The 25,618-nt window shown below is 69.0% G+C and carries 21 protein-coding genes and 1 pseudogene; 14 read left to right on the plus strand and 8 right to left on the minus strand.

Translation table 11 applies throughout. From position 1 onward, the window contains the following. Positions 1–87: 87 nt before the first annotated feature. Together AB0E02_RS04895 and AB0E02_RS04900 are read left to right on the plus strand one after the other, a co-directional pair. Positions 88–687 (plus strand): 2'-5' RNA ligase family protein, encoded by a 600-nt coding sequence (locus AB0E02_RS04895; protein ID WP_362136015.1) that lies wholly within the window; start codon positions 88–90, stop codon positions 685–687. Positions 688–1,418: 731 nt separating this feature from the next. After that, the gene (locus AB0E02_RS04900; protein ID WP_362136017.1) at positions 1,419–3,092 is read left to right on the plus strand and encodes a hypothetical protein; all 1,674 of its coding nucleotides are present in this window, start codon (positions 1,419–1,421) and stop codon (positions 3,090–3,092) included. A gap of 226 nt (positions 3,093–3,318) precedes the next feature. Here AB0E02_RS04900 and AB0E02_RS04905 read toward each other — a convergent pair whose 3' ends face one another. Next, the gene (locus AB0E02_RS04905; RefSeq protein ID WP_362136019.1) at positions 3,319–3,963 is read right to left on the minus strand and encodes a helix-turn-helix domain-containing protein; all 645 of its coding nucleotides are present in this window, start codon (positions 3,961–3,963) and stop codon (positions 3,319–3,321) included. A gap of 101 nt (positions 3,964–4,064) precedes the next feature. On the opposite strand from AB0E02_RS04905, the gene def reads away from it, so the two are divergent. The 3 genes from def (at position 4,065) to AB0E02_RS04920 (ending at position 6,709) form a co-directional block, all read left to right on the plus strand. Continuing rightward, a complete protein-coding gene (def, locus tag AB0E02_RS04910; RefSeq protein ID WP_362136022.1) occupies positions 4,065–4,739 on the plus strand; it encodes a peptide deformylase in 675 nt (224 codons plus the stop codon). Between the two features lie 466 nt (positions 4,740–5,205). Continuing rightward, positions 5,206–5,757, plus strand: a complete 552-nt coding sequence (locus AB0E02_RS04915) for a hypothetical protein (protein WP_362136024.1) — start codon at positions 5,206–5,208, stop codon at positions 5,755–5,757. A 19-nt stretch (positions 5,758–5,776) separates the two neighbouring features. Then, a complete protein-coding gene (locus AB0E02_RS04920; RefSeq protein WP_362136026.1) occupies positions 5,777–6,709 on the plus strand; it encodes a ribosome-inactivating family protein in 933 nt (310 codons plus the stop codon). A gap of 410 nt (positions 6,710–7,119) precedes the next feature. Here the strand turns inward: AB0E02_RS04920 and AB0E02_RS04925 are convergent, their stop codons facing one another. The 4 genes from AB0E02_RS04925 to AB0E02_RS04940 form a co-directional block, all read right to left on the minus strand. Beyond that, positions 7,120–7,641 carry a hypothetical protein gene (locus AB0E02_RS04925; RefSeq protein ID WP_362136028.1) on the minus strand — a complete coding sequence of 174 codons (522 nt, stop codon included), beginning with the start codon at positions 7,639–7,641 and terminating at the stop codon, positions 7,120–7,122. Between the two features lie 633 nt (positions 7,642–8,274). Further along, a complete protein-coding gene (locus AB0E02_RS04930) occupies positions 8,275–8,634 on the minus strand; it encodes a hypothetical protein (RefSeq protein WP_362136030.1) in 360 nt (119 codons plus the stop codon). Between the two features lie 699 nt (positions 8,635–9,333). Further along, on the minus strand, positions 9,334–9,966 hold the full coding sequence (locus AB0E02_RS04935; RefSeq protein WP_362136032.1) for an HAD-IA family hydrolase: 633 nt from the start codon (positions 9,964–9,966) through the stop codon (positions 9,334–9,336). Positions 9,967–10,010: 44 nt separating this feature from the next. Further along, positions 10,011–11,213, minus strand: a complete 1,203-nt coding sequence (locus AB0E02_RS04940) for an MFS transporter (RefSeq protein WP_362136034.1) — start codon at positions 11,211–11,213, stop codon at positions 10,011–10,013. Between the two features lie 89 nt (positions 11,214–11,302). Between AB0E02_RS04940 and AB0E02_RS04945 the strand changes: the two genes are divergently transcribed. The 4 genes and pseudogenes from AB0E02_RS04945 (at position 11,303) to AB0E02_RS04960 (ending at position 13,717) form a co-directional block, all read left to right on the plus strand. After that, complete coding sequence (locus AB0E02_RS04945) at positions 11,303–12,064, plus strand: DeoR/GlpR family DNA-binding transcription regulator (RefSeq protein ID WP_362136036.1); 762 nt, start codon at positions 11,303–11,305, stop codon at positions 12,062–12,064. A 48-nt stretch (positions 12,065–12,112) separates the two neighbouring features. Beyond that, on the plus strand, positions 12,113–12,550 hold the full coding sequence (locus AB0E02_RS04950; protein WP_362136038.1) for a GNAT family N-acetyltransferase: 438 nt from the start codon (positions 12,113–12,115) through the stop codon (positions 12,548–12,550). A gap of 278 nt (positions 12,551–12,828) precedes the next feature. Then, positions 12,829–12,991 (plus strand): annotated as a pseudogene (locus AB0E02_RS04955) (pyridoxamine 5'-phosphate oxidase family protein); the annotation flags it as partial. Between the two features lie 54 nt (positions 12,992–13,045). Then, positions 13,046–13,717 (plus strand): L,D-transpeptidase family protein, encoded by a 672-nt coding sequence (locus tag AB0E02_RS04960; protein ID WP_362136134.1) that lies wholly within the window; start codon positions 13,046–13,048, stop codon positions 13,715–13,717. A 162-nt stretch (positions 13,718–13,879) separates the two neighbouring features. Here the strand turns inward: AB0E02_RS04960 and AB0E02_RS04965 are convergent, their stop codons facing one another. Further along, positions 13,880–14,998, minus strand: coding sequence for a hypothetical protein (locus tag AB0E02_RS04965; RefSeq protein ID WP_362136040.1), 1,119 nt, complete (start codon positions 14,996–14,998; stop codon positions 13,880–13,882). 850 nt (positions 14,999–15,848) lie between these two features. On the opposite strand from AB0E02_RS04965, the gene AB0E02_RS04970 reads away from it, so the two are divergent. The 3 genes from AB0E02_RS04970 to AB0E02_RS04980 all read left to right on the plus strand — a co-directional run bounded on the left by AB0E02_RS04970 (position 15,849) and on the right by AB0E02_RS04980 (position 19,658). Next, positions 15,849–16,088 carry a hypothetical protein gene (locus AB0E02_RS04970; RefSeq protein WP_362136148.1) on the plus strand — a complete coding sequence of 80 codons (240 nt, stop codon included), beginning with the start codon at positions 15,849–15,851 and terminating at the stop codon, positions 16,086–16,088. 88 nt (positions 16,089–16,176) lie between these two features. Next, the gene (locus AB0E02_RS04975; protein WP_362136136.1) at positions 16,177–18,642 is read left to right on the plus strand and encodes an SdrD B-like domain-containing protein; all 2,466 of its coding nucleotides are present in this window, start codon (positions 16,177–16,179) and stop codon (positions 18,640–18,642) included. 335 nt (positions 18,643–18,977) lie between these two features. After that, positions 18,978–19,658 carry a hypothetical protein gene (locus AB0E02_RS04980; protein ID WP_362136138.1) on the plus strand — a complete coding sequence of 227 codons (681 nt, stop codon included), beginning with the start codon at positions 18,978–18,980 and terminating at the stop codon, positions 19,656–19,658. Between the two features lie 7 nt (positions 19,659–19,665). Here the strand turns inward: AB0E02_RS04980 and AB0E02_RS04985 are convergent, their stop codons facing one another. Continuing rightward, on the minus strand, positions 19,666–21,009 hold the full coding sequence (locus AB0E02_RS04985; RefSeq protein WP_362136140.1) for a right-handed parallel beta-helix repeat-containing protein: 1,344 nt from the start codon (positions 21,007–21,009) through the stop codon (positions 19,666–19,668). Positions 21,010–21,129: 120 nt separating this feature from the next. Between AB0E02_RS04985 and AB0E02_RS04990 the strand changes: the two genes are divergently transcribed. After that, positions 21,130–22,302 carry a Dyp-type peroxidase gene (locus AB0E02_RS04990; RefSeq protein ID WP_362136042.1) on the plus strand — a complete coding sequence of 391 codons (1,173 nt, stop codon included), beginning with the start codon at positions 21,130–21,132 and terminating at the stop codon, positions 22,300–22,302. Between the two features lie 152 nt (positions 22,303–22,454). On the opposite strand, the gene AB0E02_RS04995 is transcribed toward AB0E02_RS04990, so the two are convergent. After that, on the minus strand, positions 22,455–23,999 hold the full coding sequence (locus AB0E02_RS04995) for a hypothetical protein (RefSeq protein WP_362136044.1): 1,545 nt from the start codon (positions 23,997–23,999) through the stop codon (positions 22,455–22,457). A 206-nt stretch (positions 24,000–24,205) separates the two neighbouring features. Here AB0E02_RS04995 and AB0E02_RS05000 point away from each other — a divergent pair, with 206 nt between their 5' ends. Further along, positions 24,206–25,603: a helix-turn-helix domain-containing protein gene (locus AB0E02_RS05000; RefSeq protein ID WP_362136046.1), complete on the plus strand. Its 1,398-nt coding sequence runs from the start codon at positions 24,206–24,208 to the stop codon at positions 25,601–25,603. The last annotated feature ends 15 nt before the right edge of the window (positions 25,604–25,618 follow it).

Raw genomic sequence — 25,618 nt, forward strand, 5'->3', positions numbered from 1 at the left:
GGTGCCGATTGACCAATCATGCCTGGCGCGCGGCACGTCGTAGAAGCTCCGGATGGTGGTCCGCGCCCGATTTGGGACCATGGCCGTGTGGATGGGAATCCGGTTTACGGCGGGGCCGAGCCGGTGGATGTGCTTGAAGTGGCGCCGACGGCCCGGACAGCGGTGGCATGGCTGCCGCCGCCGAAGCTCTGGCCGGTGATTCAGGAGATCCGCTGGGAGCACGATCCGCAGGTACGGCGGTGGCCGCCGCATGTGAATCTGCTGTTCGGGTTCGTGCCGGAGGAGGCGTTCGCGCCGGCCGTGCCGTTGCTCTCCGCCGGGGCAGCGCAGAGCACGGCGTTCACGGCGCGCCTGGCCGGAGTGCGGTACTTCCGGCACCGGCACTACGCGACGTTGTGGCTCGATCCGGCTGCGGCGGATCCGGCGCCGTGGACTCATCTGCACCGGGAGCTGGCGCTGCGGTTCCCACTGTGCCGGGGGCGCGAGGGTCGCTTCACCCCGCATTTGTCCCTCGGACGTACCCAGGACCCGAAGCGCCTGGCTGCCGAATGTGCTGCTCGGCTCGGCGCGCTGGCGGCGGTGGTCGAGGAGGTGGTCCTGCTCTCCCGACGCGGCGAGGGGCCCATGCAGCCTCGGACCGTGATCACACTGGGCACGGGCGAGATCCGCCGACCGCAGGGTTGCTAGGCGCTCAGGCACAACGATCGCTGGGACGGTCGCGTCGGAGGGGGAGTAGCTCCATGGGTGGGTAGCTCCCGCGGCGGTCACCTTTCGCTACCCGCCCCGGACGGCTCGACTGTGCCTCTTGGGCGCCTTGGGAGGGGTACTGGCAAGGGGGTGACCTCCGAGGCCGGGCGCAGTCGACCTACGGCATCGCCGGAGCCGGATCGCCGGAGCTGGATCACCGGAGTTGGATCGCCTGAGCCGGTGGCCGAATGCGCCCGGGGGCCGGTCCTCGGCAGGGCCTTCGAACCGTATCGAGGATCGAACCGTATCGAGGAGCTGGTCAACCCGGGTTACAGTCGAAATGAGCTCCCCGGGAGCGACTGGCCAGGAGCCGGCGCACCTCGTCGAGACAGTGCAGCGGCGGTGTGGGCTCGTCCGGGCACCCGGGTCCGTCCGGTGGACATGGTCACGACGCTGACGTGGCCCAGCGCAAGCGTGGGCCTCGCTGACGAGGTGTGTCGACGAAGTCGACGAAGGGGTGGAGATAGCCCTGTCTCGCGTGTGGTGCGGGGCCGCCGTAGATCACGGAAAAGGGACCGGGGGTGACTGTCTGCGCCGGCTGTGAGCAGGAAGATGCGGCTGCGGGCCTGTGCTGTTCATCGAAAGTGGAGGCCGACCGCTAAGCCTTGATCGGCACCTGTGCGCGGGGGAGGCGGACTGGCGACGAGTCGCCATCCTCGGCAGGAGATCTCATGGACTACTTCGACCTCGGGACCGTCACCCGGCGCGTATCGACACCTTCGCCGGAAGCCCAGCTCTGGTTCGACCGTGGCCTGGCGTGGAGCTACGCCTTCAACCACGAGGAGGCGGTCACCTGCTTCGAGTCGGCGGCGGCAGCTGATCCGGGCTGCGCAATGGCGTACTGGGGCATGGCGTACGCCCTGGGCCCCAACTACAACAAGCCCTGGGAGTTCTTCGACGACGCCGATCTGCAACGCTCGGTGGAACGGGCGCACACCGCCGTCGAGCAAGCCCATGCACTGTGCGACGGGGCCACCCCGACCGAGCACGCGCTCATTGAGGCACTGCGCAAGCGCTACCCGGACTCGCGCCCCGCGACGGACTGTTCCGACTGGAACGCGCCCTATGCCGAGGCCATGCGCGCCGCATACGAACTCGCTCCCGACGACCTGGACGTCGCCACCCTGTACGCGGACGCGTTGATGAACCTCACCCCGTGGCAGCTGTGGGACCTGCGCACGGGCGAGCCCGCCGTGGGCGCGCGCACGCTGGAGGCGAAGGCCGTCCTCGACCGTGCGTTGCTGACCGGGAGCGGCATCGACCACCCGGGCGTACTGCACATGTACATCCACCTGATGGAGATGTCGCCGACGCCGGAGCAGGCTCTTTCCATCGCCGACCGCCTGCGGGGACTGGTCCCGGATGCGGGCCACCTGCACCACATGCCCTCACATCTGGACGTGCTGTGCGGGGACTACCGCCAGGTCGTGTCGGGCAACAGCGATGCGATCAGGGCCGACGAGAGGTACCTGAGCCGAGCCGGTGCGATGAACTTCTACACGCTGTACCGCTCGCACAACTATCACTTCAAGATCTACGGTGCGATGTTCCTCGGCCAGTCCAGGACGGCGCTGGAGACGGCCGCGCAGCTTGAGCAGTCCATCCCCGAGGAACTGCTGCGCGTGGAGAGCCCGCCCATGGCCGACTGGCTGGAGGGCTTCCTCGCGATGCGGGTCCATGTGCTGATCCGTTTCGGCCGGTGGGCGGAGATCCTCGCGTTGCCGATGCCCTCCGACCCGGAGCTGTACTGCGTCACCTCGGCGATGCTGCACTACGCACGCGGGGTGGCGTACTCCGCCAGGGGGGCGACCGCCGAGGCCGAGGCCGAACGAGCACTGTTCCGCCACGCGGCCGGGCGGGTGCCCCAGACGCGGATGCTGTTCAACAACACGTGCCGGGACATTCTGGCGATCGCCTCCGCCATGCTCGACGGCGAGCTCGCATACCGCAACGGCGCGTACGACGTGGCGTTTTCCGCCCTGGAGCGCTCCATCGAACTCGACGACAACCTGCCCTATGACGAACCGTGGGGCTGGATGCAGCCGACCCGCCACGCCTACGGGGCGCTCCTGCTCGAACAGGGCCGGGTCGAAGAGGCCGAGGCCGTCTACCGGGCCGACCTCGGACTCGACAACACCCTGCCCAGGTCCTCGCAGCATCCGGGAAACGTCTGGGCACTCCACGGCTTCCACGAATGCCTGGTGCGGCTCGGCAGGACCGGAGAGGCCGCCATCGTCGCCCAGCAACTCACCGTGGCCACCGCACTCGCGGATGTCCCCGTCGAGGCGTCGTGCTTCTGCCGCCTGGACACCACGGGTGCGAAGAGTGGCTGCTGTTCCGACTGAATCCGAGTTCGTCATGGGCTGACGCGCCTGCGCCCGTCCCTTGGCACCGCTCCTACGCTTGCCACCCGGCACCGCGCCTGTGCCTGCCATCCGGGACCGCGCCTGCGCCTGTCCCCTGGGACCGCGCCTACGCCTGCCACCCGGCACCGCGCCTGCGCCTGCCACCCGGGACCAAGGAAGGTCGCCTTCCGCTCCTTTCAACAACCGGTGGAGTTTCCTGGTGGAGTCACCTGGTGGATTCATCAACGCCGGGGTGCAGCGGGGGCTTTGGTGACACGGATCCTTCGACGAGCAGTGGGAACAGTCGCGTGATCGCAGCTACGGCCACGGCGTTTCGAGGGCGCGCAGTGGGGCGGCGATCCCGGTCGCGGTAGCCGGCGAGCAGTCGAAGGATGGACGTGGCGAGTTCAGCCATCTCCGCCGGGGTGAGATGGAGCACGGCGCTGAACGACTCGTCCTGCTGCCACTCGGCCGGTGCCTGGTCCCGGTGAGCCAGCCAGTGCTGGTAGCTCTCGTCCTCCAGCCCGCGGGCAAGGGTGGTGAACTCTTCCGGCTCTACCGGCTCTACCGGCTCTTCCGGCTCTTCCTGGTCGGTTTGGTGGGTGGATTCCCACCGCAGCCGCCACGGTCGTGCTCGGCCGCCTTGGTGCGGCGCTTCTTCGATCAGTCCGTACCGGGCGAGCTGGCGCAGGTGGAACGAACAGAGCCCAGAGCTGTGTCCGAGGCGGGCGGCGGCCTCGGTGGAGGTGAGGGTGCCGGTTTCGGCGAGCAGGTCCAGCAGGGCGACGCGTACGGGATGGTCGGGGAGGAGCAGGCGGGCTCGGTCCAGCAGGGGAGTTGCGGGTGCGGTTCGACGGATTTCTTCGCTCACTTTGCAAAGAGTGCTACTTTGCAAAGGACTTGGCAAGCCGTCGGGAGGGCCGGCAATTCGGTCCGGGTGGCTTCGGCACTCACGGAAGGCGTTGAGGGTTCATGGCTGTTGGGTTAGGTGACCCCGCACAGGACCACCGGGTGCGTGTGCAAGGGGTGCCCGTCGAGTCCTATCCGCGGCTCGCTCCGGAGGTGGAGCGGGGCGGGGTGCGTCGGATCACCGTGGTCGGGGAGGACGTACTCCGTCGCCGGTGCCGGGAGGTGACTGAGTTCGGCACGCCGGAGCTGGCGAAGCTGATCGATGACATGTTCGCCACCAACCACGTTGCGCAGGGCGCCGGGCTCGCCGCCAACCAGGTCGACGTGGACCTGCAGTTGTTCGTCTGGGACATCACCGATGAGTGGGGTGTCCGTCATGTGGGGCACATCGCCAACCCGGTTTTGGACGAGGTACCCGCCGAACACCGTCGCCTGGTGGAGGAAGCCGAAGGCTGTCTGTCCGTCCCTGGACCCTACCGTGTGGTCCCCCGCCTCGACCGTGCCGTCGTCCGCGGCCGCGACAAGGACGGCAACCCGCTGGTGATCGAGGGCAGGGGTTACTTCGCCCGGTGTCTGCAGCACGAGACCGACCACCTTCACGGCCACCTGTATCTGGACCGGCTCGCACAGCGGGAGCGGAAGGCGGCCCTCCGGGAGATGAGGGACTCCCAGGACCGGGTGTTCGCCCGGCGTGCCGCCACTGCGAAGAAACTCGGCAAGTCTCCCGCGCTCTCTTGAACGCAGAGAACGCACAGCACGCACAGCACGCACAGCACACACAGCTCGCACTGAACCGCCTCGGGCTCCCCATCTCTGTCTTGCCCTGGCCTGGCCTGGCCTGGCCTGGCCTGGCCTGCCCTGCCATGGAAGGTGGCCGCTGAGTCGACGCCCCGGCAGTCGAACGTCGCCTGACGCGGCGCTAGGCAGTGCCTGGTGGGTCGGGCTTTCCGGCCGGTCGGCCGTACGACCCATCGGGCACGCCGGGCGACCGAACACCCGGGAGGACGTAGAGGCGGAGTTCTGCGACGCCATCGTCATGCCTTGCATGCAATGGAGGCAGGCTCGCGTTGAGCGATCGTCAAAGCAACGTTGAACGCCACTCCCTAGCGTTTCCGGGGCATCAATCAGCGATCAACGGCAAGGTGGAGTAGGCATGTTGTTCCGTACGCGAGGCACAGGAAAGGTTTCTTCCTTATACGCCGGGGTGAACGCGCCTCGGCGGCGGGCCGCGGTGATGGCCGGGGTGCTCGCGGGTGTGTCCGTGGTGGCGCTGGGGACGGCTTCCGCGGCGCCGCAGGAGGATTCGGGCAAGTCGACGAAGGCCGCTGTGCAGGCGGCCCCTGCGACTGACTCGGCGCGTAAGCACTGGCAGCCGCCGAAGGACCGGGGCGAGGGCTCCGGCGCACGCGGGGCGGCGTACCCCGTGCTCAACGCCGACTACCTGATCAGCGAGGTGTCGCCGGCGCAATACCGCGGCTGGTGGTACCAGTCCCACCTCACCGGCATCAACGTGACATGGATGACGCCCTCGGGGCGGGATCCGTACGACGGCTGGGACTGGATCGAGATCATCGACAGCAAAGGCAACCGCATCACGTGGGACTGGGTCTGCGGCAACGCCCACTGCGGCGCCTACGGCTCGACCATGATCGGCCTGCACCTGAACAAGGGCGAGGAGTACAAGGCCCTCTACTGGAGCGATGGGGGCCGGGTCACCAAGGGCAATCTGCGTGCCGAGTTCGAGTTCTGGGCCTGACATGGGAGGCCGAGAAGAGATGACGCGAGGAGCTGAACACCGGTCGCTGCGGCGTCGATTGACCAGCGCGACGGTGGTGGTCTCCGTGCTGGCGGGCACGCTCGGTGTGGGCAGCGCGGTCGCCCAGAACAGCCCGGGGGCCAAGCCACAGGCCCGGCCACAGTCGCAGGCCCAGCCGCAGCAGAGGATGGCAGGCAGCGACGAGGAGTACGCCAACCTCTACACGCACACGGTCGGGAACATCCGCAGCGCGATGCTGGGGGACGAGGCGGCCCGGCAGCCCGGGTCCGGCCGTCTGATCCGGAACCCCGACCCCGAGGCCTTCCAGTCGATCAACATCGGACGGCTCGCCGAGCGCGACGACATCCAGGGCAGCACGGTCCGAGGACTCTTCCGCCGGTCCGACAACTATCTGCTGGGCTTCTACGTGCGTCGCGGGGACGGCCGCCAGATCGTGTACACGTTCACCGAGGGCGGTCGCGACATGGTCCCGGACACGGTGTACGAGGGCGCCCAAAGGTCACGCTTCCCCTTCCCCGTCACCTATCGAGACCTCCCCACCATCCAAGTCGGCCGAGGTCTCCTGAGGGATGCCGTACGCCAACTGTTCGACAACGACCCCGGCACGAGCAACCACAGACTGCAGGACGGTGTCGAGAGACTGGCTGTGGCCCTGGCCGAAGGGGCGCGATTCCAGCTGATTCCCGGGCTGATCGCCCAGCACATCCGGGGTGGGCAGGACTGGACAGTGGGCGAGCACGAGGCGGAGATCCATGACTGGAACGATCGGTCCGAGGTCGTCGTGGACGCGCACGCCGCCGACCCGAGCGGCGGCAACCGCTCCGTGTGGGGGCAGCAGCACCTGTACCGCTGGAACGGCGCCAACGTCATGCTGACCGCGCTGGACCTGGCCCGCCGGCTCTACCTGATCAAGCCACCGCCGAAGCGCTGACCTACCGACCCGGTCCCCGAGGGTTGCCCCTGCGGTGCTCCACCTCGTGCTGGAGGGGGCGCCGCTGCGACGACCGTGCCGGTGCCTCGGCGGCGACGATGAGCCGCACGGCGCCCGCCTCGAAGCGGGAACACAGACACGCCAAACACAGACACGCCGAACGCAGACACCCCGAACGTGGACATCCCGAACGCGAGCGATTCCGGGGGTTCCCGTTGGCGGCTCACCTCTGTGCGCGGAGAGCACGCGCTGGTGCTCGTCGCAGGGGGGTGCCCCAATGTGAATCGGGATGCTGGTGCGGGCTTCGTCCTCGGACTGGCCCGGGACCGCTGTTCACGAGAAGGAGAGGCACCTGGCGCGGCGCCCAAGCTTGATCCCGGGCTCATTCGAGATCTATGTGCACCTCTCAGTCACGGGGTTTCAGGCAGACGCTGGCCTGTCTTCCAACGTGGCGCTTCGTCGTCCGGGACGTCCGGGGAAGGGAAGTGAAACGGCACGCCGAGGTACTGGGCCAAGGCCCGCCCTGCCTTGTCTGCAGCGACACCCGGCGGAGGCCCGCCGCGGCGGTGGTAGACGGTCGCCAGATGCGGTTCACCAGCCGGGTCGTCCAGGACCGCGACCAGGAGCACGAACCAGTCGTGAAGGGTGTCGCCCTCCCAGAGAGCCTCGATCGCGACCACACGGCCAGGGTGGGCGCCAGCACGGGTGGCAAGTGAGGACACGTCCAGCGGATCGGGCTCCGCGCGCCGCACGCGGTCTCCGAACATTTCGTAGCGCTCGTGCACCACTTGCTCCGCCTCGCGCAGACTCACTTCCAGAGGGCGCAGTGCTTCCAACACAACCTTGATCGCCATGATCGGGCGGTCGCACAGCACGTTCTCATCGACCTCCCGGCGGGTCCGATCCTCCAGGTAGGTCCACCACCCGCTCACCGGGCCACCAGGGATTCCGTGAAGTACGTCATGGGCCGAACGTACCTCCTCCGCGGAACGGCGGGGCGCCTGCGTCCTGAAGCACGAGCCCGTCCAGTCGGACTGCGGGCCACCACCGGTGAAAGGGGGCATCGAGGCGACCTGATCCGACTGAGCATCAACGAGATCCGTTGCCCCGTTGCCTGCCGGGCAGGATCGACCACGCCGCCCGACACGAAACCGAGCACATCCGGCGCGGGTCACGCTGGCGACGACGCTACCGACACCGAGCCCGCCTCAGCTCTACCGCCGCGGCGGACATCGAACCTCATAACTGCGGCTGAAGTACCAAGGGCTTTGCAGATCAATGACACGTCGTCTTGATCTTGTTGATGAGGTCATTGCTCTGGGCACGAACCCGCGCTCCGAGGACGGTGTTGGCCGCTGGCGGGATGACGACGTTGTGTGCCTGACGGCCAGCAGGACCTGTTCGGGAAGGGCGAGCGACCCGGGGCGGGCGACCGCGCCTGACGTTGCCGTCTGGCGAAGAGGCTGGCAGGGGGGAGGGAGCCGAGGGTCGCAGGGACAGTCCCACAAACCCCTGGGGGGCGCGGCTACCGCCGGGGCGGTCGGCGACGAGATGGCCTCGCGCGGTCAGCCGTTCTCGTTCAAGACGAGGTAAAAGCCGTCTTGACCCGCCGGCGCCAGTTCCACATGGTCGATGGGCCACAGATGAGACTCGTCGTTGCCCGCGCGGACCGGGGTGTTGGGGGCAGGGTCGGCTTCTATTTGATCTCGCATGAGGTTGCCGAGGCGGAGGCCAGGATCCCCACTTTCATGCTTCGCCATCAGGCGCCACTGCCCGTCCGCGGCGCCGTCCTGATAAAGCAGCTGAGGTGAGCCGCCCTCCGTGTAGTACAGCTGGTATTCTTCGGCCCTCTCCTCCCCGACCTGCTCTATGAGTGGGATGAACTGTTCCTTGAGTTCCTGGACTGTCAGGTTTCCCTGGGGCATGACTTCCGTCCTTCTGGCGTTGCGGATTGAGCTGAAATGGAAAGCTCGTTAGTCATTCAGAGGCGTAGGCAATCTCTTCCATCGCAGCGCAGGCCGGGACTCCACGCAAGTCGGGGTAGTTGACGGCATACGCCGGCCCGTGAGCTTTCGCAAGGGGTACGCGTACCGTCGGCCGTGCACCGCCCGCGTCAGGGTGGGCTGGGCAAATCCAGCGGCCGAAACGGCACATCGGCGTCCACCGCCCGCGCTAAGCGTCGCTCTGGTCAGGGCCTGTGTGGCGCGCGAAGCCGGCCTCGCAGCCGGGCCACCGATCACAGCAACTGCGGCTGCGTACCAGTAGTCACGTGATGCGCCGGAGAAACCTTTGGCGGAGCTGGACAGTTGCGGTACCCACCGCCCAAACACCCCCACCCCACCCCCCAACCCCCGTCAGCCGCCTCATGCAAAATCTCAAGGACAATGTTCATGCTGCTCCCGTCACCGGCACCACTGACAACGGTCCGCGCGGCCTCAACGGTCCGCGCGGCCTCAACGGTCCGCGCGGTATCAACGGACCGTGGCCTGCTCCGGTCCGGAAAGCCTCCGCGTGCGTCGGGCGCCGTTTCCGGTCATAGCGCTAAGTGCATAGTGCGGTATATCCAGGAATTCAGCAGGGAATTCGCCTCTGGCGCGATCTTTCACGACGTCTCAGGTCGGGTGTCATTTCCCCGTGGAGTGTCGAGTCGGCAACCAGGTGTCGATGACGGCTGCCAGCTCGTCGCGGTCGGTGAAGAGGTGTGCGTTCATACCGGTGGCCTGCGCGGCGCGTACGTTCTCTTCGCGGTCGTCGACGAAGAGGAAATCGGTCGGGGTGGCCCGCATGGCGACTACGCAGTGATGGAAGGCCGCTGGGGCCGGCTTCGCCACTTTGATCTTCCCGGAGAAGGCAACGTGGTTCAGATTGTGCAGCCATGGCTGTGCGATGAGGAAGGTGTCCGCGTGGTCGGCAGGGATGTTGGACAGCAAGGCGACCTCGGCGACGTCACGCAGTGACTGGACGTAGGCGACCATTCGGTCGTCGACGCGTGACCAACTGTCGATGTCGGTGAGACGCAGTTCCTCGATCGTGTCGGCGTCGACGGACCGGGACAGTCGTCGCAGTACGGCGGTCCAGTACTCGGGCGCAGACTGCTGGCCGGCGTCGTAGGGCGGGCGGCAGGCCCAGTAGGCCGTGGTGAAGGCGTCGGTGGGTGCGTGGCAGCGGGCGGCCATCTTCTCCAGGGCGCCCGGGCGTTGGTGGCGGGCGATGACCCCGAAGAGGTCGAACAGCACGATGTTCCGGTCGGTGGACATGGTGGTGGGTGCCTCCGGGTTCCGAGGGTTGCTCAGAGGGGTGTTCAGCGGCTGCTTGTTGCCCTCTCGGGTGTGCGGTCGGGTTCGGTGCGCAGGGTCCCGGCGGCCACTGCGGTGATCGCGCACAGCAGGGTCAGCAGTACGAAGGCGTGGTTCAGGGCGACGAGGTGGGTCAGCCAGCCGATGGCGGCGGGGCCGGCGAGCATGCCGACGTAGCCGAGCCCGGCGACGCGGGAGACGTTGACCCCGGCGGCGGAGGGGTCGGCGTGCCCTGCTGCACTGAACAACTGCGGGACACAGCCGGACAGCCCGAGACCGAACAGCGCCCAGCCTGCGAACGCGGCCCACATCGACGGGGAGAGGGCGACGATCGTGATGCCGACGGCGGCCGCGGTGGCGCCGTGGCGCAGGATTGCCATGGACCCGAACCGGGCGACGAGGCGGTCGGCGAGCAGCCGGCCGATCGTCATGGTTGCCGCGAAGGTGCCATACGCGAAGGCGGCGGTGCTCGCGGGCGCACCGAGGATGTCCTTGAGGTGCAGCGCGCTCCAGTCGTTGGCGGCTCCTTCGCACAGCATGACCATCAGAGCCAGGGCGGCGAGAAGCCAGATGCGCCCGCTGCTTCTGCGGCGCTCGGCGGCCGGTGCTGGCTCGGCCTCCTCCATCGAGTCCGTGTCGGCAGCGGTGGGTGCGGCCGCCAGCAGGGCGCCTGCCGACACCAGGGCGATCACGATGCCCAGGGCTCCCATGGCGGCCATGCCTGCGGCCGGGCTCAGGCCGGCGCTCGCCGTGGCTGCTCCGACGAGCGAGGCGAGGACACCGCCGACCGAGAACGTGGCGTGGAAGGCCGACATGACGGGGCGGCCGTATGCCTTTTCCACGTGTACGGCGTGGGCGTTCATGCTCACGTCCAGGCAGCCGTTGCAGAATCCGAAGACCAGCAGGGCACCTGCCAGTGTCCACGGGTCGCGAGGAAGACCGGGCAGCGCCAGGGCCGCGCTGCACAGCACACCGGTGGCGGGGACGACGAGGCGAGCGCCGAGCCGGTCGGTCAGACGCCCGGCCGCCTGCATGCCGAGGAAGGCCCCCACGCCCAGCAGCACCAGGAGTCCGCCGAGCGTCGCGTGGCTGATGCCGACCCGCTCCTCGATGGCGGGGATGTGCACCACCCAGGTGCCCATCGTGGTGCCGCACAGGATGAAGTAGACAAAGGTCGCCACTCGGGCAGCTCGAAGCGAATGATTCATGAGAGCCACCGTAATGAACATCCAACATGGTTGAACACTGTAACTTCGCACACATTGATTGTTCGTTTCGAGGGGTGTTCAATCGCGGTATGAGCAACGCAGACCGCCACGGGTTGATCGTGCAGGCCGTCAGAGAGTCCGGAAGGATCACGGTCCAGGAACTCGCCGAACTCACCGGCGCCTCCGAGATGACCATCCGGCGCGACCTCGACGTACTGTCCGCACAAGGCGTCCTCGAACGCGTCCGTGGTGGGGCGCGCACCTTGCTGCTGCGGGGTGAGGAGCCGCCCTTCGCGCTGCGTGCTCACGAGTCCGTCGATGCCAAGCGCCGCATCGCGGCAGAGGTGTCCTCGCTCATCGCCGACGGCGAGACCGTCCTCCTCGACAGCGGCACCACCTGCCTGGAGATCGCCCACCTGCTGCGCCGACGGCCGGTCACTGTGATGCCCTTGTCGTTGCAGGCCATCCAGGTACTCGACGGGGGTCCGGGACCGGCAACGCTGCTGGTATCCGGCGGGCAGCCGCGGGCCGCCGAGGGTGCGCTCACCGGCCCCCTCACCCTCGCCTCCCTGGCGGCGCTGCGCTTCGACACTGCCGTCATGGGCTGCTGTGGCCTGAGTGCAGCCGACGGCCTGACCGCCTACGACCTCGACGACGCGGCAGTGAAGAAGGCCGGCGTCGCCTCCGCGCGCCGCATCCTCGTCGCAGCCGACGGCAGCAAGCTCGGCCACACCGCCTTCGCATACGTCGGCCCCGCCACACTCCTGCACACTCTCGTCACCGACACCACAGCCCCCGCCGACGAGGTCACCGCGCTCGAAGGCGCCGGCATCGTCGTCAAGGCCGTCTGACGAGGCCGTTGCGCTCTATGGGCCCTGGGCGCCGGATACCCTCCCGGCATGGACGTCCGTGTAGAGATCATCCGGGAAACGAGCCAGGAACTCGTCGACGCCTTCAGTCGGCTGCTGCCGCAGCTGTCGTCGACTGCCAAGCCCCTTGACCATGAAGTCGTCGACCGAATGGTGACCTGCGATGCCAACACCGTGCTCGTTGCCCGGACACCCGACGCAATCGTCGGCACTCTGACCCTGGTGCTGTTGCCTTTGCCGTCCGGCTTGCGGGCCCGCGTCGAAGACGTGGTCGTCGACAGGCAGGCGCGAGGGCGCGGAGTAGCGGGGCTCCTCACCCAGAAGGCCCTGCGGATCGCTCGGGAGAGGGGTGCCCGGACGGTGGATCTGACCTCCCGTCCGGATCGTGCGGCAGCGAACCGGTTGTATGAGCGCCTCGGTTTCCGGGCGCGAGAGTCGACGGTTTACCGGTTCGCGATCGACCAGTAAGACGCGTGCCGATCTTCCCCAGTAGGCGCTGGCTGTGCTGTCCCGACACGTTGGTGACGGGCGACGTGCCTTGACTGGTCGCCAGTCGCTTCCAACGCCCCCCGATCCTTAGACGCAACGGCATGCCGCCACTGGCCGCAATGGCATGCCATCACTGGCCGCCACCGCCCGGGCCACTGCTCGCCCTCTCCCGGGGCATCGTTCCGGCCCTGCACAGGCGGTGCGCGATCATCGTGGCCACGGCCGCACTCGCGCCTGTGACCCCTGCAAATACGGGGCCCTTCATGTCGTACGACGAAGATCGGGCCCTGCACACCCAAGCACTTCTCGCGTGAGAAGGACGCCTCGCTGAGCGCGCACTTCACCACGACGGACCACACCGCACACAACATCGACGGCCTGTCCAGCCTGCCTCTCCCGCTCGCTCCCAGTAACTTCTGAGCAACCGTCCCTCTCCCTTCGGGGGTTGCCGTGGCCGTCGTACCTGCCGGTGTCGTGCTCTGTGCCGTCCTGTTGACCTTGACCTCGGACGTCAGCGGTCCGCCGCTGCCGGACAGGCTGGTCGACACCGGCGGAGGCAGCCAGCTGATCACTGCCGTCGCGCCCCGACCCGGCGCCACGACGGGGACGCTGACCTGGTGGGACCGGCGGGGCGGCAAATGGGTCGTGGCCGGCAGCGCGCCCGCCCGGTTCGGGGCGAAGGGGCTTGTCGAGGGCGGCAAGCGCAGACAGGGCACGGACACCACTCCCGCCGGTCTGTACGACCTTCCCTACGGCTTCGGGATCAAGGCCGCGCCGAGCGGGACCTCGATGCCGTACCGCCGGGTGAACCGGAACTCCTGGTGGTGCCAGGACAATCGCTCGCGTGCCTACAACCGCTGGGCCGAGCCACTGCCCGCCGACTGCCGCGCCGCCGAGTCAGAGCACCTCGCCGACTACGGCACCCAGTACGCGCACGCGCTCGTCATCGGCTTCAACTACCACAAGCCGGTACGCGGCCGGGGCGCGGGCATCTTTCTGCACGTCAACGGGCGGTCGGCGACGGCCGGTTGTGTGTCCGTGCCCACGGATGGAATGCGCCGGATCCTGGCCTGGGCCGAGCCCCGGCACCGGCCGCACATCGCGATCGGGACCACCTCCGGGCCCACCGCGATCACCCGTTATTAAGGGTTGTCCCGTAATCCCTGGCGGGCGCGCGACGACGCTGCGGCGCCTGGCCGCGTTGTCGGGTCGCCGCCCGAATACGCCCAGTATGACGACACTCCTCCGCCATGCGTTGCACGGCATCTGACGCCGCGCGCTGATCCACCGGGGATTGCAGGACGGCCCTTAGCCCAGAGCGCAGGTCCAGATCACGGGGTGCGGGGCGCCGGCGCCGTCGTATGGATCGCCGTCGTAGGCCCAACCTCCGACCTTGGCCTCGTCATTGATGGCTTCGGCGCCGGCCGGGCCGTCGGGGGCGAGGCTGGGGAGGGCTCGAACGGGGCCGGAGCCCGGCCAGATCTGGGCCTGGTCGATGGGGGTGGTCGGTGGGATCCCGTACGGGAACATCGCGGTGCCGACGGCGACGCCGCTGCGGGGGCTGATGTCGTTGAGCCAGCCCTTGCCCTCGTGAGCGGGGAGCCCCGGGATCTGGACGCCGTCCTTGGTGTAGGGGGCGTCCCAGTAGGTCTCGGCAGCCAGGTCCTGGTGGGCGTAGGTGCGTGCACCGACGACGCGTCCGTGGTTGTCGATGGCGGACGGATACCAGTCCGTGTCGGTGTTGATCTCGATGGGCTTGAGATCCCGTCCCGGACCTGTGGTGCCACCGGGCCAGACCAGCCCGACGCTGCCGCTCACCTCGCTCGCGCCGTCCCAGTACCAGGAGTATCCGATCACAGTGCCACGGGAGTTGATGCCGCGTATGTGTACGCGGGTGTGCCCGGGTTTGACGGTGAGGGTCCGGGTGATGGTGGCGCCGGTCCAGAGATAGGCGATGTCCGAACTGTCGTTGCCGCCCGCGACGATCCCGAGGTCGTTGACGTCGGCGGCATAGGTGCCGCCGGGGAGGATGCGGACAGCCGAGGCACCGGCCCGGTAGCTGAAGGCGGCGACACCCACCGGGCCCCGGATGCTGCCCACCATCAGGCCGCGGCGGTTGACGGCGGCGACCGAGCCGCTGTCGTACCCGGACGGGAGTGGGACGCGGTGCACGGTGCTTCCCGTCCAGTAGGCGGGCAGCCTCGCGGACTGCCCGACGGACAGGCCGCCGGAGCCGAAGTCGTTGACGCTCTCGCTGCCCCAGGCCCCGGTGCCGGTGCCCGGCAGCCGGTCGAGGACATGAAGGGCAGGGGTGCAGCGGGAGGCCGGGCCGGGGCCTTCCACGGCGGTCGCCGGAAGCGCTGTGGTGAGCAGCGCTCCCAGTGTGAGTGCGGTGGCGGCCATGGCTCTGCTGCGGCCTGGTCTCATGGAGGAGCCCCCTTCGTCGCGACGGGTTCGTCCCGCCGGCCGCTCATCATCGGCTGCCGGTACCGGCGGACGGGGTTGTTCCACGAGCAATGGCCTGATCACGCCGAACTCAAGGGCCGCCGTCCTGTAATTCCTGTGGGTCAGCGTGTGGCATCAGATCCGGTGCACGGCAAGGCGGAAGGTGGTGCTCGTAGTCAGCGTATTCGGGCGATCGGGGAACGCGGCGAGGTGTCGTAGCTGTCGCGGTGCGCCTGCCGGGAATTGCGGGACAGCCCTTGGACGAGTCATTCCGAGTGCTGACGGTGTGCCGGAATCACAGAGAGGGAGGACGAGATCATTGTGTACGCGTTGAACGCCGTATCCCCGTCGCCTGCCACTGCGGCGGCACCCTCCACCGTCGCCCTCAGCACCGTCAGCACCGTCAGCACCGTCAGCACCGCCGGCATCCGATGCGCCAACTGCGGCCAGCGGTACGGGCACACCGAAGCGTTCCAACTCCCGGTTGCGCAAAGGGTGCTGCGTGACTCGTTCGCAGCGACGTGGCAACCAGTCGATCGCCTCGTCGGCCCCGGGACAGCACGGAAGCCAAATAGGAACAGCCACTGCGTGATCATCGGGGGTTGTGTGGGCGAAGATCACGCGCTGGCCGCGGGCCCTCAAAACGGCCACACCACGGGGCACATGACGTCGCTTCCGCATATTCTTCCGTGCGCGATTCTCTGGGCACTTGGGGACTATCGCGGGTCCTGTTGGATTCCAGGGTTCTGGTGGTGGCGGCGATACTTCAGCGCATAGAATATCGCGCGCTGCTCGCGAGGGCGGTCGGTGAGGTTGACGGGGGGCGGATACCGTGATTGAGCTGCAAAAATACTCAATGAACGGCGATGCCGCCCGGGGCCCTGAACGCGCGTTCGTTTTTTCTGGCCTCCGGCACTTACGACTCATCGGTAATATCGCTGAAAGATCACCACAAGGCGGCCCACGCAACAGCAGTGGGCCCTTTTCCTTTTCCGTGGTGTTCGCGACAGGCTTCCGCTCCTGGGTCCATGAAGTGGACGTGCAGCGCGAAGCGGGCGCTTCGTTTTCCTGACAAGAGAAGTGTGGAGTGTGATGCCGTGAATCGAGTCGGCAGAGACTCTCGCCGGTCGGCCTGCAGGGTTGCAGGGCCGCTGGCGCGCATGGGGTTATCCGTTCTGTTAGTGGCAGGCGGCGCCGTCGGGGCGACGGCTTCGCCTGCCGACGCTTCGGCCGCCGACGGCACGTTGACGGTCGAGGTGCTGCGCGACTTCTTCGGCACCGGCGTGATCAACGCGACGATGGACGTGCCGCAGCGGGGCATGAAGGTGGAGATCTCCGACCCCGCTGGGCACGAGGTCACCGGCGTCACGGACGCCACGGGAAAGGTCGTGGTGTCGCGGTCGACCGTGCTGAGCGGCGGCCGATACCGCGTCGACGTCAGCGTCCCGGCGCCGTACAGCGGCTATCTGCGGGCGGCGCCTGCGTCGACGGCGGACAACCACTTCGACAGCTTCACCTCGTTCGTGGATGTGTCGGACGGGAAGAACGCCTCGGTGGTGACAGGGGTGTGGGACCCGGCCGACTACACGCTGCCGGACTCCCGGTATTTCGTACCGGTCCACAACGGCGCCAACGGAACCGACACCCGGGCATTGGTGGCGTTCGGGACGAAGGTCCGAGGCACATGTCCTACCGATGTGTCGTGTCCGGCCACGCTGGCCACCCAGGCCCAGGTGGGCACGACGTTCGGGTTGGCGTACGACAAGTACCGCAGCCGGCTGTTCCAGAGCGCGTTCGCCCGCCGCTACGCCCCTTACGGGCCGAAGGGCGGTGGCGCGATCTATACGGTGCCGGTCAGCGGCTCGGGTGCGCCGGAGCTGTTCGCGCGGGTGCCGGGCGCTGCGGTGACGCCGCACGATGCCGCCAACATGAACAAGGACCCCGGGTTCACCGACGCCCCGGGCAAGGAGAGCATCGGTGGCCTGGCCCTGTCGGAGGACGGCTCCACGCTGTACGCGGTGAACCTGCGCACCCGCAGCCTGGTGAGTTTCCACGCGACAGGGGCCACCGCCTCGGAGCCCAAGGCGACGGTGCGGATCCCGGACCCGGGGTGCGCGAGCCCCGGCGACTGGCGGCCATTCGGGCTCGCCACCCACAACAACACGCTGTACGTCGGCGGCGTGTGCAACGCGGAGAGCACGCAGCAGCGCGCGGACCTGAAAGCCGTCGTCTACACCTACGACGGCAAGCGGTTCAGCACGGTGCTGACCCACTCGCTCACCGACAAGCGCGGCAGCGTCTTCGGCTCCGGTGACAAGGCCACCCACTGGAACCCGTGGAACACCAGCCTGGACACCTGGGACGACCGGAAGTCGGGCGGCGTCTTCATCGATCCGCAGCCGGAGTTGGCCTCCCTGGCCTTCGCCCGCGACGGCTCGATGATCCTGGGTTTCCGCGACCGGTTCATGGACGTGCTCAGTTGGGGAGGACTGGACCCCCGCCCGGGGAACGACACGGGGGAAAACGGCATGTCCGGTGGTGACATCACCATGGTCTGCGCCACTCCCACCGGTGAATACCAGTGGGAAGGCACCGGGAACTGCCCCAACCACGCCACCCCCGCCAACAGTGGCGGCCAGGCCGCCGATGTCGTCGAATACTTCCCGGGCGACTCTTACGCCAACGCGCACCAGGAGACCGCGTTGGGGTCGGTGGCCTATATCCCGCAGCAGCAGTGGGTCGTCAGCACGGAGTTCGACCCGGTCGTCAACGTCGCGACCTCAGGGACCGGGTACCACGACATCACGACCGGTCAGGGCCCGGGCAACAACCCGACCGCCAACGGGTTCCAGTTCGTCAGCCGGGAACAAGGCGGGTTCGGCAAGGCCGGCGGGCTCGGTGACATCGCGTACGCGGCGGCGAACGCGCCGATCCAGATCGGTAACCTCGTGTGGTTCGACGGTGACCACAACGGCATCCAGGACCCGGCGGAAGTGCTGCTGCCGGGGGCCACGATCCACCTGCTGGATGCGGACGGCAAGCAGGTCGCCACGACCAAGACCGATGCCGCCGGCGAGTACTATTTCGGTGGTGTCGGTGCCGCGTACCAGCTCACGCCCGGTGCCACATACACGGTGCAGTTCGACGTGTGTACCGCGGACACCGGCAAGGTGCCCAGCCAACCCCCGGCGAGTGAGCTGCGGTTCACGCTCCCGCGGGCCGGTGCCAATCGTGCGCATGACTCCAATGTGATCCCGCCGACCACCGGGCGGATGTGCAACGGCTACGCGCCCGTCACGGCGCCGGACAAGCCGGGCGGGGTCGATCACACGATTGACGCCGGGGTGTACATCCCCAAGGCAACCCCGACCCCGAGCCCAACACCGACCCCAACGCCGACTCCGACGCCGAGCCCGAGTTCACCGCCGTCCTCGCCACCGGCCTCTACGCCGCCGTCGCCCGCGCCGCCTGCCAACAAGCCGGGCCCGGACGGTGGGAGCGCGGGCTCGCTGGCGCACACCGGTATGACCGGGCTGTCAGGGATGATCGCGCTGGTCGGCCTGTTGGTGGGTGCGGGCCTGGTCGTCACGGTCATGAGCCGGAAGCGTCGCGCCCGGAATCACTGAACGAACCGCACAACAACAGTGATCTGCCTGCCCGCGGTCCGGACCATGGTGCGGTCGGGCAGATCACCGTCCGGCCGGCCCACAAGGGCCGGCCTTGGCGTCGTGCCTCACTGGACTGCCGAGTGTCGCCGCGACGGCGCGGCGGCCGGGCAGTGTGGTGGTGGAGAGGGTGAAGCGGAAGAGTGTCAGTGTCGAGCCGCGTGCGGAGCGGGAGAATCCAGCGAAATCAGCGAAATCAGCGAATCCAGCGAGCTCTACCGGGCCGCGCGGCCGGCCGGCGCCGATGGCTGCGGCCACGCTGGGCAGCAGCCGTCCTCGGCACAGCGGCCGTCACGGTGGCCGCAGTCCTCCTCGTCGGCGACGGCTCCGGCTCCAGCGGTCCGCGCGCACTGACATCGGATGAGGCGAACCGGCTGGCGATCACCCGGTTTCGTAACTTCCAGGCGCACGGCCGCGCGGTGACGATCACTGTGCCTGGCACCGCCGGTGGGCTGAAGGTCACCGGGTCCGTCGACTACCAGAACAAGGTCGGTTATGGCGTGGTGCACGGCACCGGGCGCGACACCTCCAGCGACGGGCTGATCGAGTGGAGCGCCACCTCGGTGTTCGTTCACCCCATGGGCAACGCCCCGGCGCACGCACCCTCCTCGCCGCCCCGCTCGGGCTGGTACAGCCGTCCGCTGCAGTTGTCCGGCAGCGCGCTGGACAGTTCGCTGGCCATCGCGCTCGGTCTCGGAAGTGACCGTCCGGACAACGCCGAACTGCTGCCGCAGAACGGCGCCGCCTGGTGGGGAGCGGACCAGGTGGACGGGCATCGGGTGGACGTCATGACCGGGCCGTCTTCCCGCGACCGCTCCGCCACGGCGGGCAACGTGCGTTACTGGGTCGGCTCGGACGGCACCATGTACCGGGTCCGTGTGAGTGTGGGTTCCCAGTCGCAGCCGGTGGTCATCGATTTCGACACCCAGAAGTACGTTCCGGTCAGGCCGGTACCTGGAGTCACGCCGACGCGGTAGCCGCTGTTCAGGGTGTCTGGACTCGCGCGTTGGCGGCCAGCAGGGACGCCGACGGCAGTGGGATGCCTGCCGTCTTCGGCAGGGTCGGAGCGGCCGGGACGACGGTTGCGCCGGTAGTGGTGGCGTGGGGGAACTGCGGCTGTGGACCGGGCGCTGCGACCTCGGTGAACGGGATGCCGCCGGGTGCCGTCGGCATCGCCCACCTGCCGGCCGGCGAGGGTGAGTGGGCCGGAAGCGGGCAGGACGCGGTTGTGGCGAGGCGGGCGGGTACGGTGGTGCGCAGGTCGTTGCCGCGCAGGCAGTTGCCTCGTCCCCGCGTGGCGGTGGGGAACGTCCAGCCGATGTCGATGCCGTTGCCGGTGAACGTGTTGTCCACGATCTGGTTGCCGATCGCCGGCAGGTCGGCGGTTGCGGTGATGACCAGGCCGGCGTTGCGGTTGTCGGTGATGCGGTTGCGGAGGAACTGGTTGGCGCTGCCGCCGTCGATGCCGATGCCGGTGCCCCATCCGCCGTCGGCCTGCGCCGGGGTGGCCGTCTGCTGGTTGGCAGCGATCAGGTTGCCCGCGATGATGGCGCCCTGCTGGGGGAGCAGCTTCTCCTGGTGGTCGGAGTTGGTGGTCAGGCCGACCCGGTTGCCGACCAGGCGGTTGCCGATCACGTACATGTCGCCGCTGGCGTTGGTGCCTTCGTAACCGATCGCGTTGAGTTCGGCGACGTTGTTCCGCACCACGATGTGGCAGGGCTTGCACTGTCCGACGTAGATCCCTGAGTCGGCCCCGCCCGAGGTGTACGAGTGCTCGATGACGCCGTTCTGCGCGGAGAACGCGTAGATGCCGTACAGCCCGTTGCGGGTCGCGGTCACGTAGGAGACCAGGAACGACTTCAGGAAGGTGACAGGCTCACCGCCGGTGTCGTAGCCGCCGCTTTGCCCCGGTAGTCCGGCGGCTGCTTTCGCCGAACCGGTGATCAGGACGCCGTTTTGGGTGTTGTTCTTTACGGTCAGGTTCTGGACGGCCACCCCGGGCGCGGTGACGACGATGCCGTTGGGTTGCTGCAAGCGCCCGTCGATGACGACCTTGTCCCGGGACGCACCACGAAGAGTGACACGAGGTGTGGAGACCTTCACCGACTCGTGGTACACGCCCGATGAGACCAGTACCAGGTCACCGGGGTGGGCGAGAGCCACCGCGTCCGAGATCGTCGGGGCATCAGCAGGAACTGTGATCGTCACGTGCGCGCCGGGTGGTCGCCGGCCGTGACCGGATGCGTCATCGTTGGGCCCGCAGCCCGCCAGTGCGCCTGTCAGAGTGCTCAGTAACGCGGCCATCATGCGAAGACGGAGACGAGGCATGGCCTCATCCTGGCATGAAGCCCTCCCTGCCCGGAGGCCAACCAACTCGCCTTCGCCAAATGGGATATGGCATTCGACGAACTCGCCCTGCGAGGGAAGGTCTATGGCATTCTCCACACCGTGAGCCGAGCTGACTCCTCTCCATCACGCCGCGCGTTCATCGGTGCCACCGGGGCCGCGGCGGCCGCCGGGCTCACCGTCGGGTGCGATTCCCCTGCACCGAAGCCGGGCCGGCACCCTTCACCCGCGTCAACTCCACAGGTGTCCGCGTCGACTACGCAGGTGCCGCCAACCGGCCGCCATCAGGCAGGCATCACGCTCCCGCAACCGGTCCAGCCGAACCTCCTGGCGGTGGTGGCCGACCTCGGCGACGCCGTGGCCGTCGGCCCGCTGCTGGCCGAACTCGGCCAGGCCGTTCGCACGCTCACCGCGGGGACCGATCCACGACTGCTGGGCCTGGCGCCGGGCGATCTGACCGTGACGATCGGGGTGGGCCCACGACTGGTTCGCATGGCCGATCCCGCCCTGCCCGGCGCGGCAGACCTCCCCCGCTTCTCCCGCGAGCAGATCGCCCCGCAGGCACGCGGCGGGGATTTATTGGTACAGGTCTGCGCCAGCGACCCCTTGCTGTTACCGGTCGTGGCCGCCGCGCTTCTGCAGCAGGCCGGCCGCCGGATACGTGAACGTTGGCGGCAGTCCGCACGCCGGGGTCCGAACGTCGCCGTGGACAAGGACATCTCCGCGCCACGAAACCTGCTCGGTTTCATCGACGGCATCGTGGGCCCGCGCACGGCGGCCGAACACCAACGCCATCTGTGGCTGGCCGGGCCGGCTCCCGTCGTCGGCGGCACGATCGCCGTAGTGCGGCGCATGGAACTCGACCTGCCGCGGTTCGCCGCGCTCTCCGTCGCCGACCAGGAGGCGGCCTTCGGCCGGCGCAGAGCCACCGGGGTGCCCCTCTCCGGCGGGACCGCAGCCGGGGACCCGAACCTCGGCGCCAAAACACCGGACGGGCGCTACCTCGTCCCGGCCGACGCCCACATCCGCCGGGCCAACCCCAACGTGGTCGGCGTCGGCCTCATGCTCCGCCGCTCCTACAGCACCGACGAGCCCACCCCCGGCCTGCTCTTCATCAGCTTCCAGAACGACATCCGCACCTTCACCCACACCCTTGCGCGGATGGATGATTCCGACGCACTGCTGCGATTCACCACCACCACCGCCAGCGCCACATTCCTGATCCTCCCGGGCTTCGACCAGCAGCACCCGCTCGGCGCCAAGACGTTCCACTGAAAGGCCTTGGAGTGTGGGCTGGGGAGGTGCCGGTGGGGCTACGAACCGACGCACCAGCCCAGCCCGTTGACCGTCGATACCGCCCCGGTTGCGGGCAGGAGTCGTGTGGACTGGGGCTGGGCTGGGCCGGGCGTGGTGGGCCGGGTAGTGGCTCAGGCCGGCGGCAGCTTTCCGTGGCCGAAGAGCTTGCGTTCATCGTGCAGGGCGAACGGCGTGGTCCTGAGGTCGACGATCTGGATGCCGAAGACCTTCAGTTGCAGCATCAGCTGGGTCTTCAGGTCGTAGCCCGCGCTGAGTGCCCATGCCGGTGCGCCGTGGCCGGCGCCGGTGGCGGCTGCGGCCCGTCCGGTGAGGTGGACGGACAGATCGCCGCCAACACCTGCGGTGTCGTAGAGGAACACCTGGGCGTGTGCGCCGACGCGGGCCGTCGCGGTGGCCGCGCCCTCGACGTGGGGCGTGCCGCCCTTGGTCTGCTGGTGCGCTTCGTTCAGCGGCTGCCAGCCGTGACCTCGGTCGTACTTCGCGCCGACGGCGAAGGAGCCGGTGGTGCGCTGGTCGGCGTCGAGGACGATGCGACCGCCGGCGGTGAAGCGGTAGGTGAAGGTGACCTCGGTGCTGACCACGACGGGGACCGGGCCGACCCAGAAGACGTGCCGGCCGGTGACAGCGGCCAGCGGCACCGAGACCTGTCCGGTGTCGGCGGTGCCGCGCACCTTGCCGTGCACCTGCCAGCCGTAGCTGTAGGAGCCGCCGAGCCCGATGGCCGCGCGCTCCGGCAGCAGGTTCATCCCGCCGCGCTTGTTGTACTGGAAGATCAGCTCCGGCCGGAACGCCACCTCGCCGGAGAGACGGGCGGGGGACTTGCCGGTGGCTTCAACGCCCTTGGGCAGCGGCACATTGATACCCAGGTGCAGCGTGGTGAGCTTCTTCCGCGCCTCGGGCGACAGCGCCTCGTCCGGGGCGTTGGCGGCCGCGCCGGCGCCGGTGAGCCCGCTGCGCGGCGTTCGGGAGGCGGAGGCGGAGTCGGAGGCGGTGGCCGACGGGCTTGGAGAGGCCGATGCGTCCGGGCTGTTGTCGGTGGGCGTGCTGGGCTCGCCGGAAGGCGTGCTCGCACCGTCGGACGGGGTGGCCGGGCCGCCGGTGCCGGGGGAGGGGTTGCGCACGCTGACGCCGGACGAGAGCGGCTTGACGGTCAGTTCGCCGGGCCGCAGCGCCGCGCGCCGGTCCACCTTCTGGTCGCCGAGCAACTCCGGGAGGGTGGCCGGGACGGTGGTGACCTGGACCTCGCCGTCGTGGGAGCCGGTGACCTTGCCTACCTTGAACAGCGCTCCCGAGGGGGCGTGCCGGTTGGGCGCGGCGGCGATGACGTCGCCGGTGCGCACGCTCTTGCCGGCGGACGGCTTGAGCACGGCCTGCTTGCGCTGGGCGTCGTAGGACGCCAGCTGTACCGAGACCGAACGGCCGGATCCGGCGGGCGCGTTGGACGGCTTGGCGACGACGGCGCCCTGCGGGCCGGCGGCTGCGGCACCGTCGTCCGCGGCGGCGTCCGGGTCGGCGGTCCCGGCGGCGCGTATGCCGGTCGGGGGTGTGCCGGGGTCGTTGGAATCGGTGAGCAGGGCATGGGTGCCGAGGGCGGCGGGGACGAGTACGCCGACCGCGGCGGCGGGCACCGCGATACGGCGCCAGGAAACGGCCATGGAAATCCTTGAAGGTGCGGGGGGTGTTGGGAAAAGTGCGCCGCCTACCGGTCCCCGAGGGATCCTGACGACGGCACAGAAGTCGTCCGCAGATCGAACGTCTGTAGGGGTTCGGGCGGCTTCCTCGTAGCATGGCGACGAATGATCGCTTTCGCCATGGGGAAATACACCGAGTCGGGAGGGGACGGGTGGAGACTTCCACAAGGGTGCCCAGGGCCGTTGCCGCACTGCACACCGCAATCGACGCCCTGACCAACGAGGTCATCCACGCCTTGCGGGCCCAACTCCCCTCCTACGCGGCACTCTCGGCCGACCAGCTCCGGCCGCGGGTGACGGTCGCACTGCGCAACGGCCTGTCGCTGGTGCAGCACTGGTCCGGCCAGGGACACCGGCCCCTCCAGCGCGCGGTACACGGCAGCGGCCCGGCCCACGACCACCCGGCCCACGACCTCCCAGGCGCCAACTTTCCGGGTTCCGGCCTCCCGGCGTACGACCTGCCGGGCTCCAACCCCCCGGCGTACGACCTCCCGGCCGGGCACCTGGCCGAAGTGACGGCGCTGGCGCGCTCTGTGCCCGTCGAGGACATCATCTCGGCCTACCGAATCGGCTCGGACATCGTTTGGCGGCGGTTCGGCGAGGAGATGGCGGCCCGGCAAGGCACCGCCGAAGACCTCCTGCCGATCGCCGAGATACTCCGCGCCTGGACAGCGGCGACCACCTTGCGCATCGTCCGCAGTTGCCGCACCGACCTCCAGCGAAGATCGATGACCGATCGCCGGCGGGCGGCAATGGTCCGCGCGCTGCTGCTCGGCGAGGCGCGGTGGGCCAACACCGGCGCCGACGGCCGGCCGCAGGACGGGCAGCGGTACGGAGAGTTGGGCGGGGAGCTGGACGGGGAACTGGACAGCGCCTTCGACCGCAGCGCACTGCACCTCGCGTTCCGGGCCCGACTGCCTGCCCCTTCCGGGCCCGACGGCCCGGCCTGCCCCCGGCTCCCGGCCCCGTCCTGGCCCGGGCCCGGGCACCCCGACTCCGCCGACGGCACCCTGGCCCGCATCGTCGATCTTCTGCGCCCCTGGCTCGCCCGTGACACCTCGGGCCGGCCCCTGGTCACGACGGTGGACGGGGAGGTGGCGGGGCTGCTGGCGGCGCGTCCCGAGGGTCTGTGCCGCACTCTGGTGGTGGGACTGGGGGCACCTGCGCCCGCGTCCAGGCTGGCCACGGAGTTCGTCCGGGCCACCCAGGCCTTGCGCGCAGCGGTGGGCTCCGGGCTGGTGGGGGCGTTCACCCACGAGGAACTGGGGCTTCGGGCCACAGTCGTTGCCCTGCCGGATGTGGGCGAACAACTGGTCCGGCTCCGTCTGGCGCCGCTGGCCGAACGGGGCGAGGACGGCGTCCAGTTGGAGGAGGCCGTCGCCGCCTACCTACGGCAGGGCATGCGGCTGGAGGCCGCCGCGCGCGCCCTGTACGTCCACCCCAACACGCTGCGCAACCGGCTCCGACGCTTCGAGGAGATCACCGGAACCAGCCTGCGCGATCCGGCCGACCTGGCGGAGGTCTGGTGGGCGCTGACCCACCGCCGCATCCACGGCCCGACGAGCTGAGCCTGAGCTTGCGGC

The organism is Streptomyces sp. NPDC048196 (assembly GCF_040652715.1).
GTDB lineage: Bacteria > Actinomycetota > Actinomycetes > Streptomycetales > Streptomycetaceae > Streptomyces > Streptomyces siderophoricus.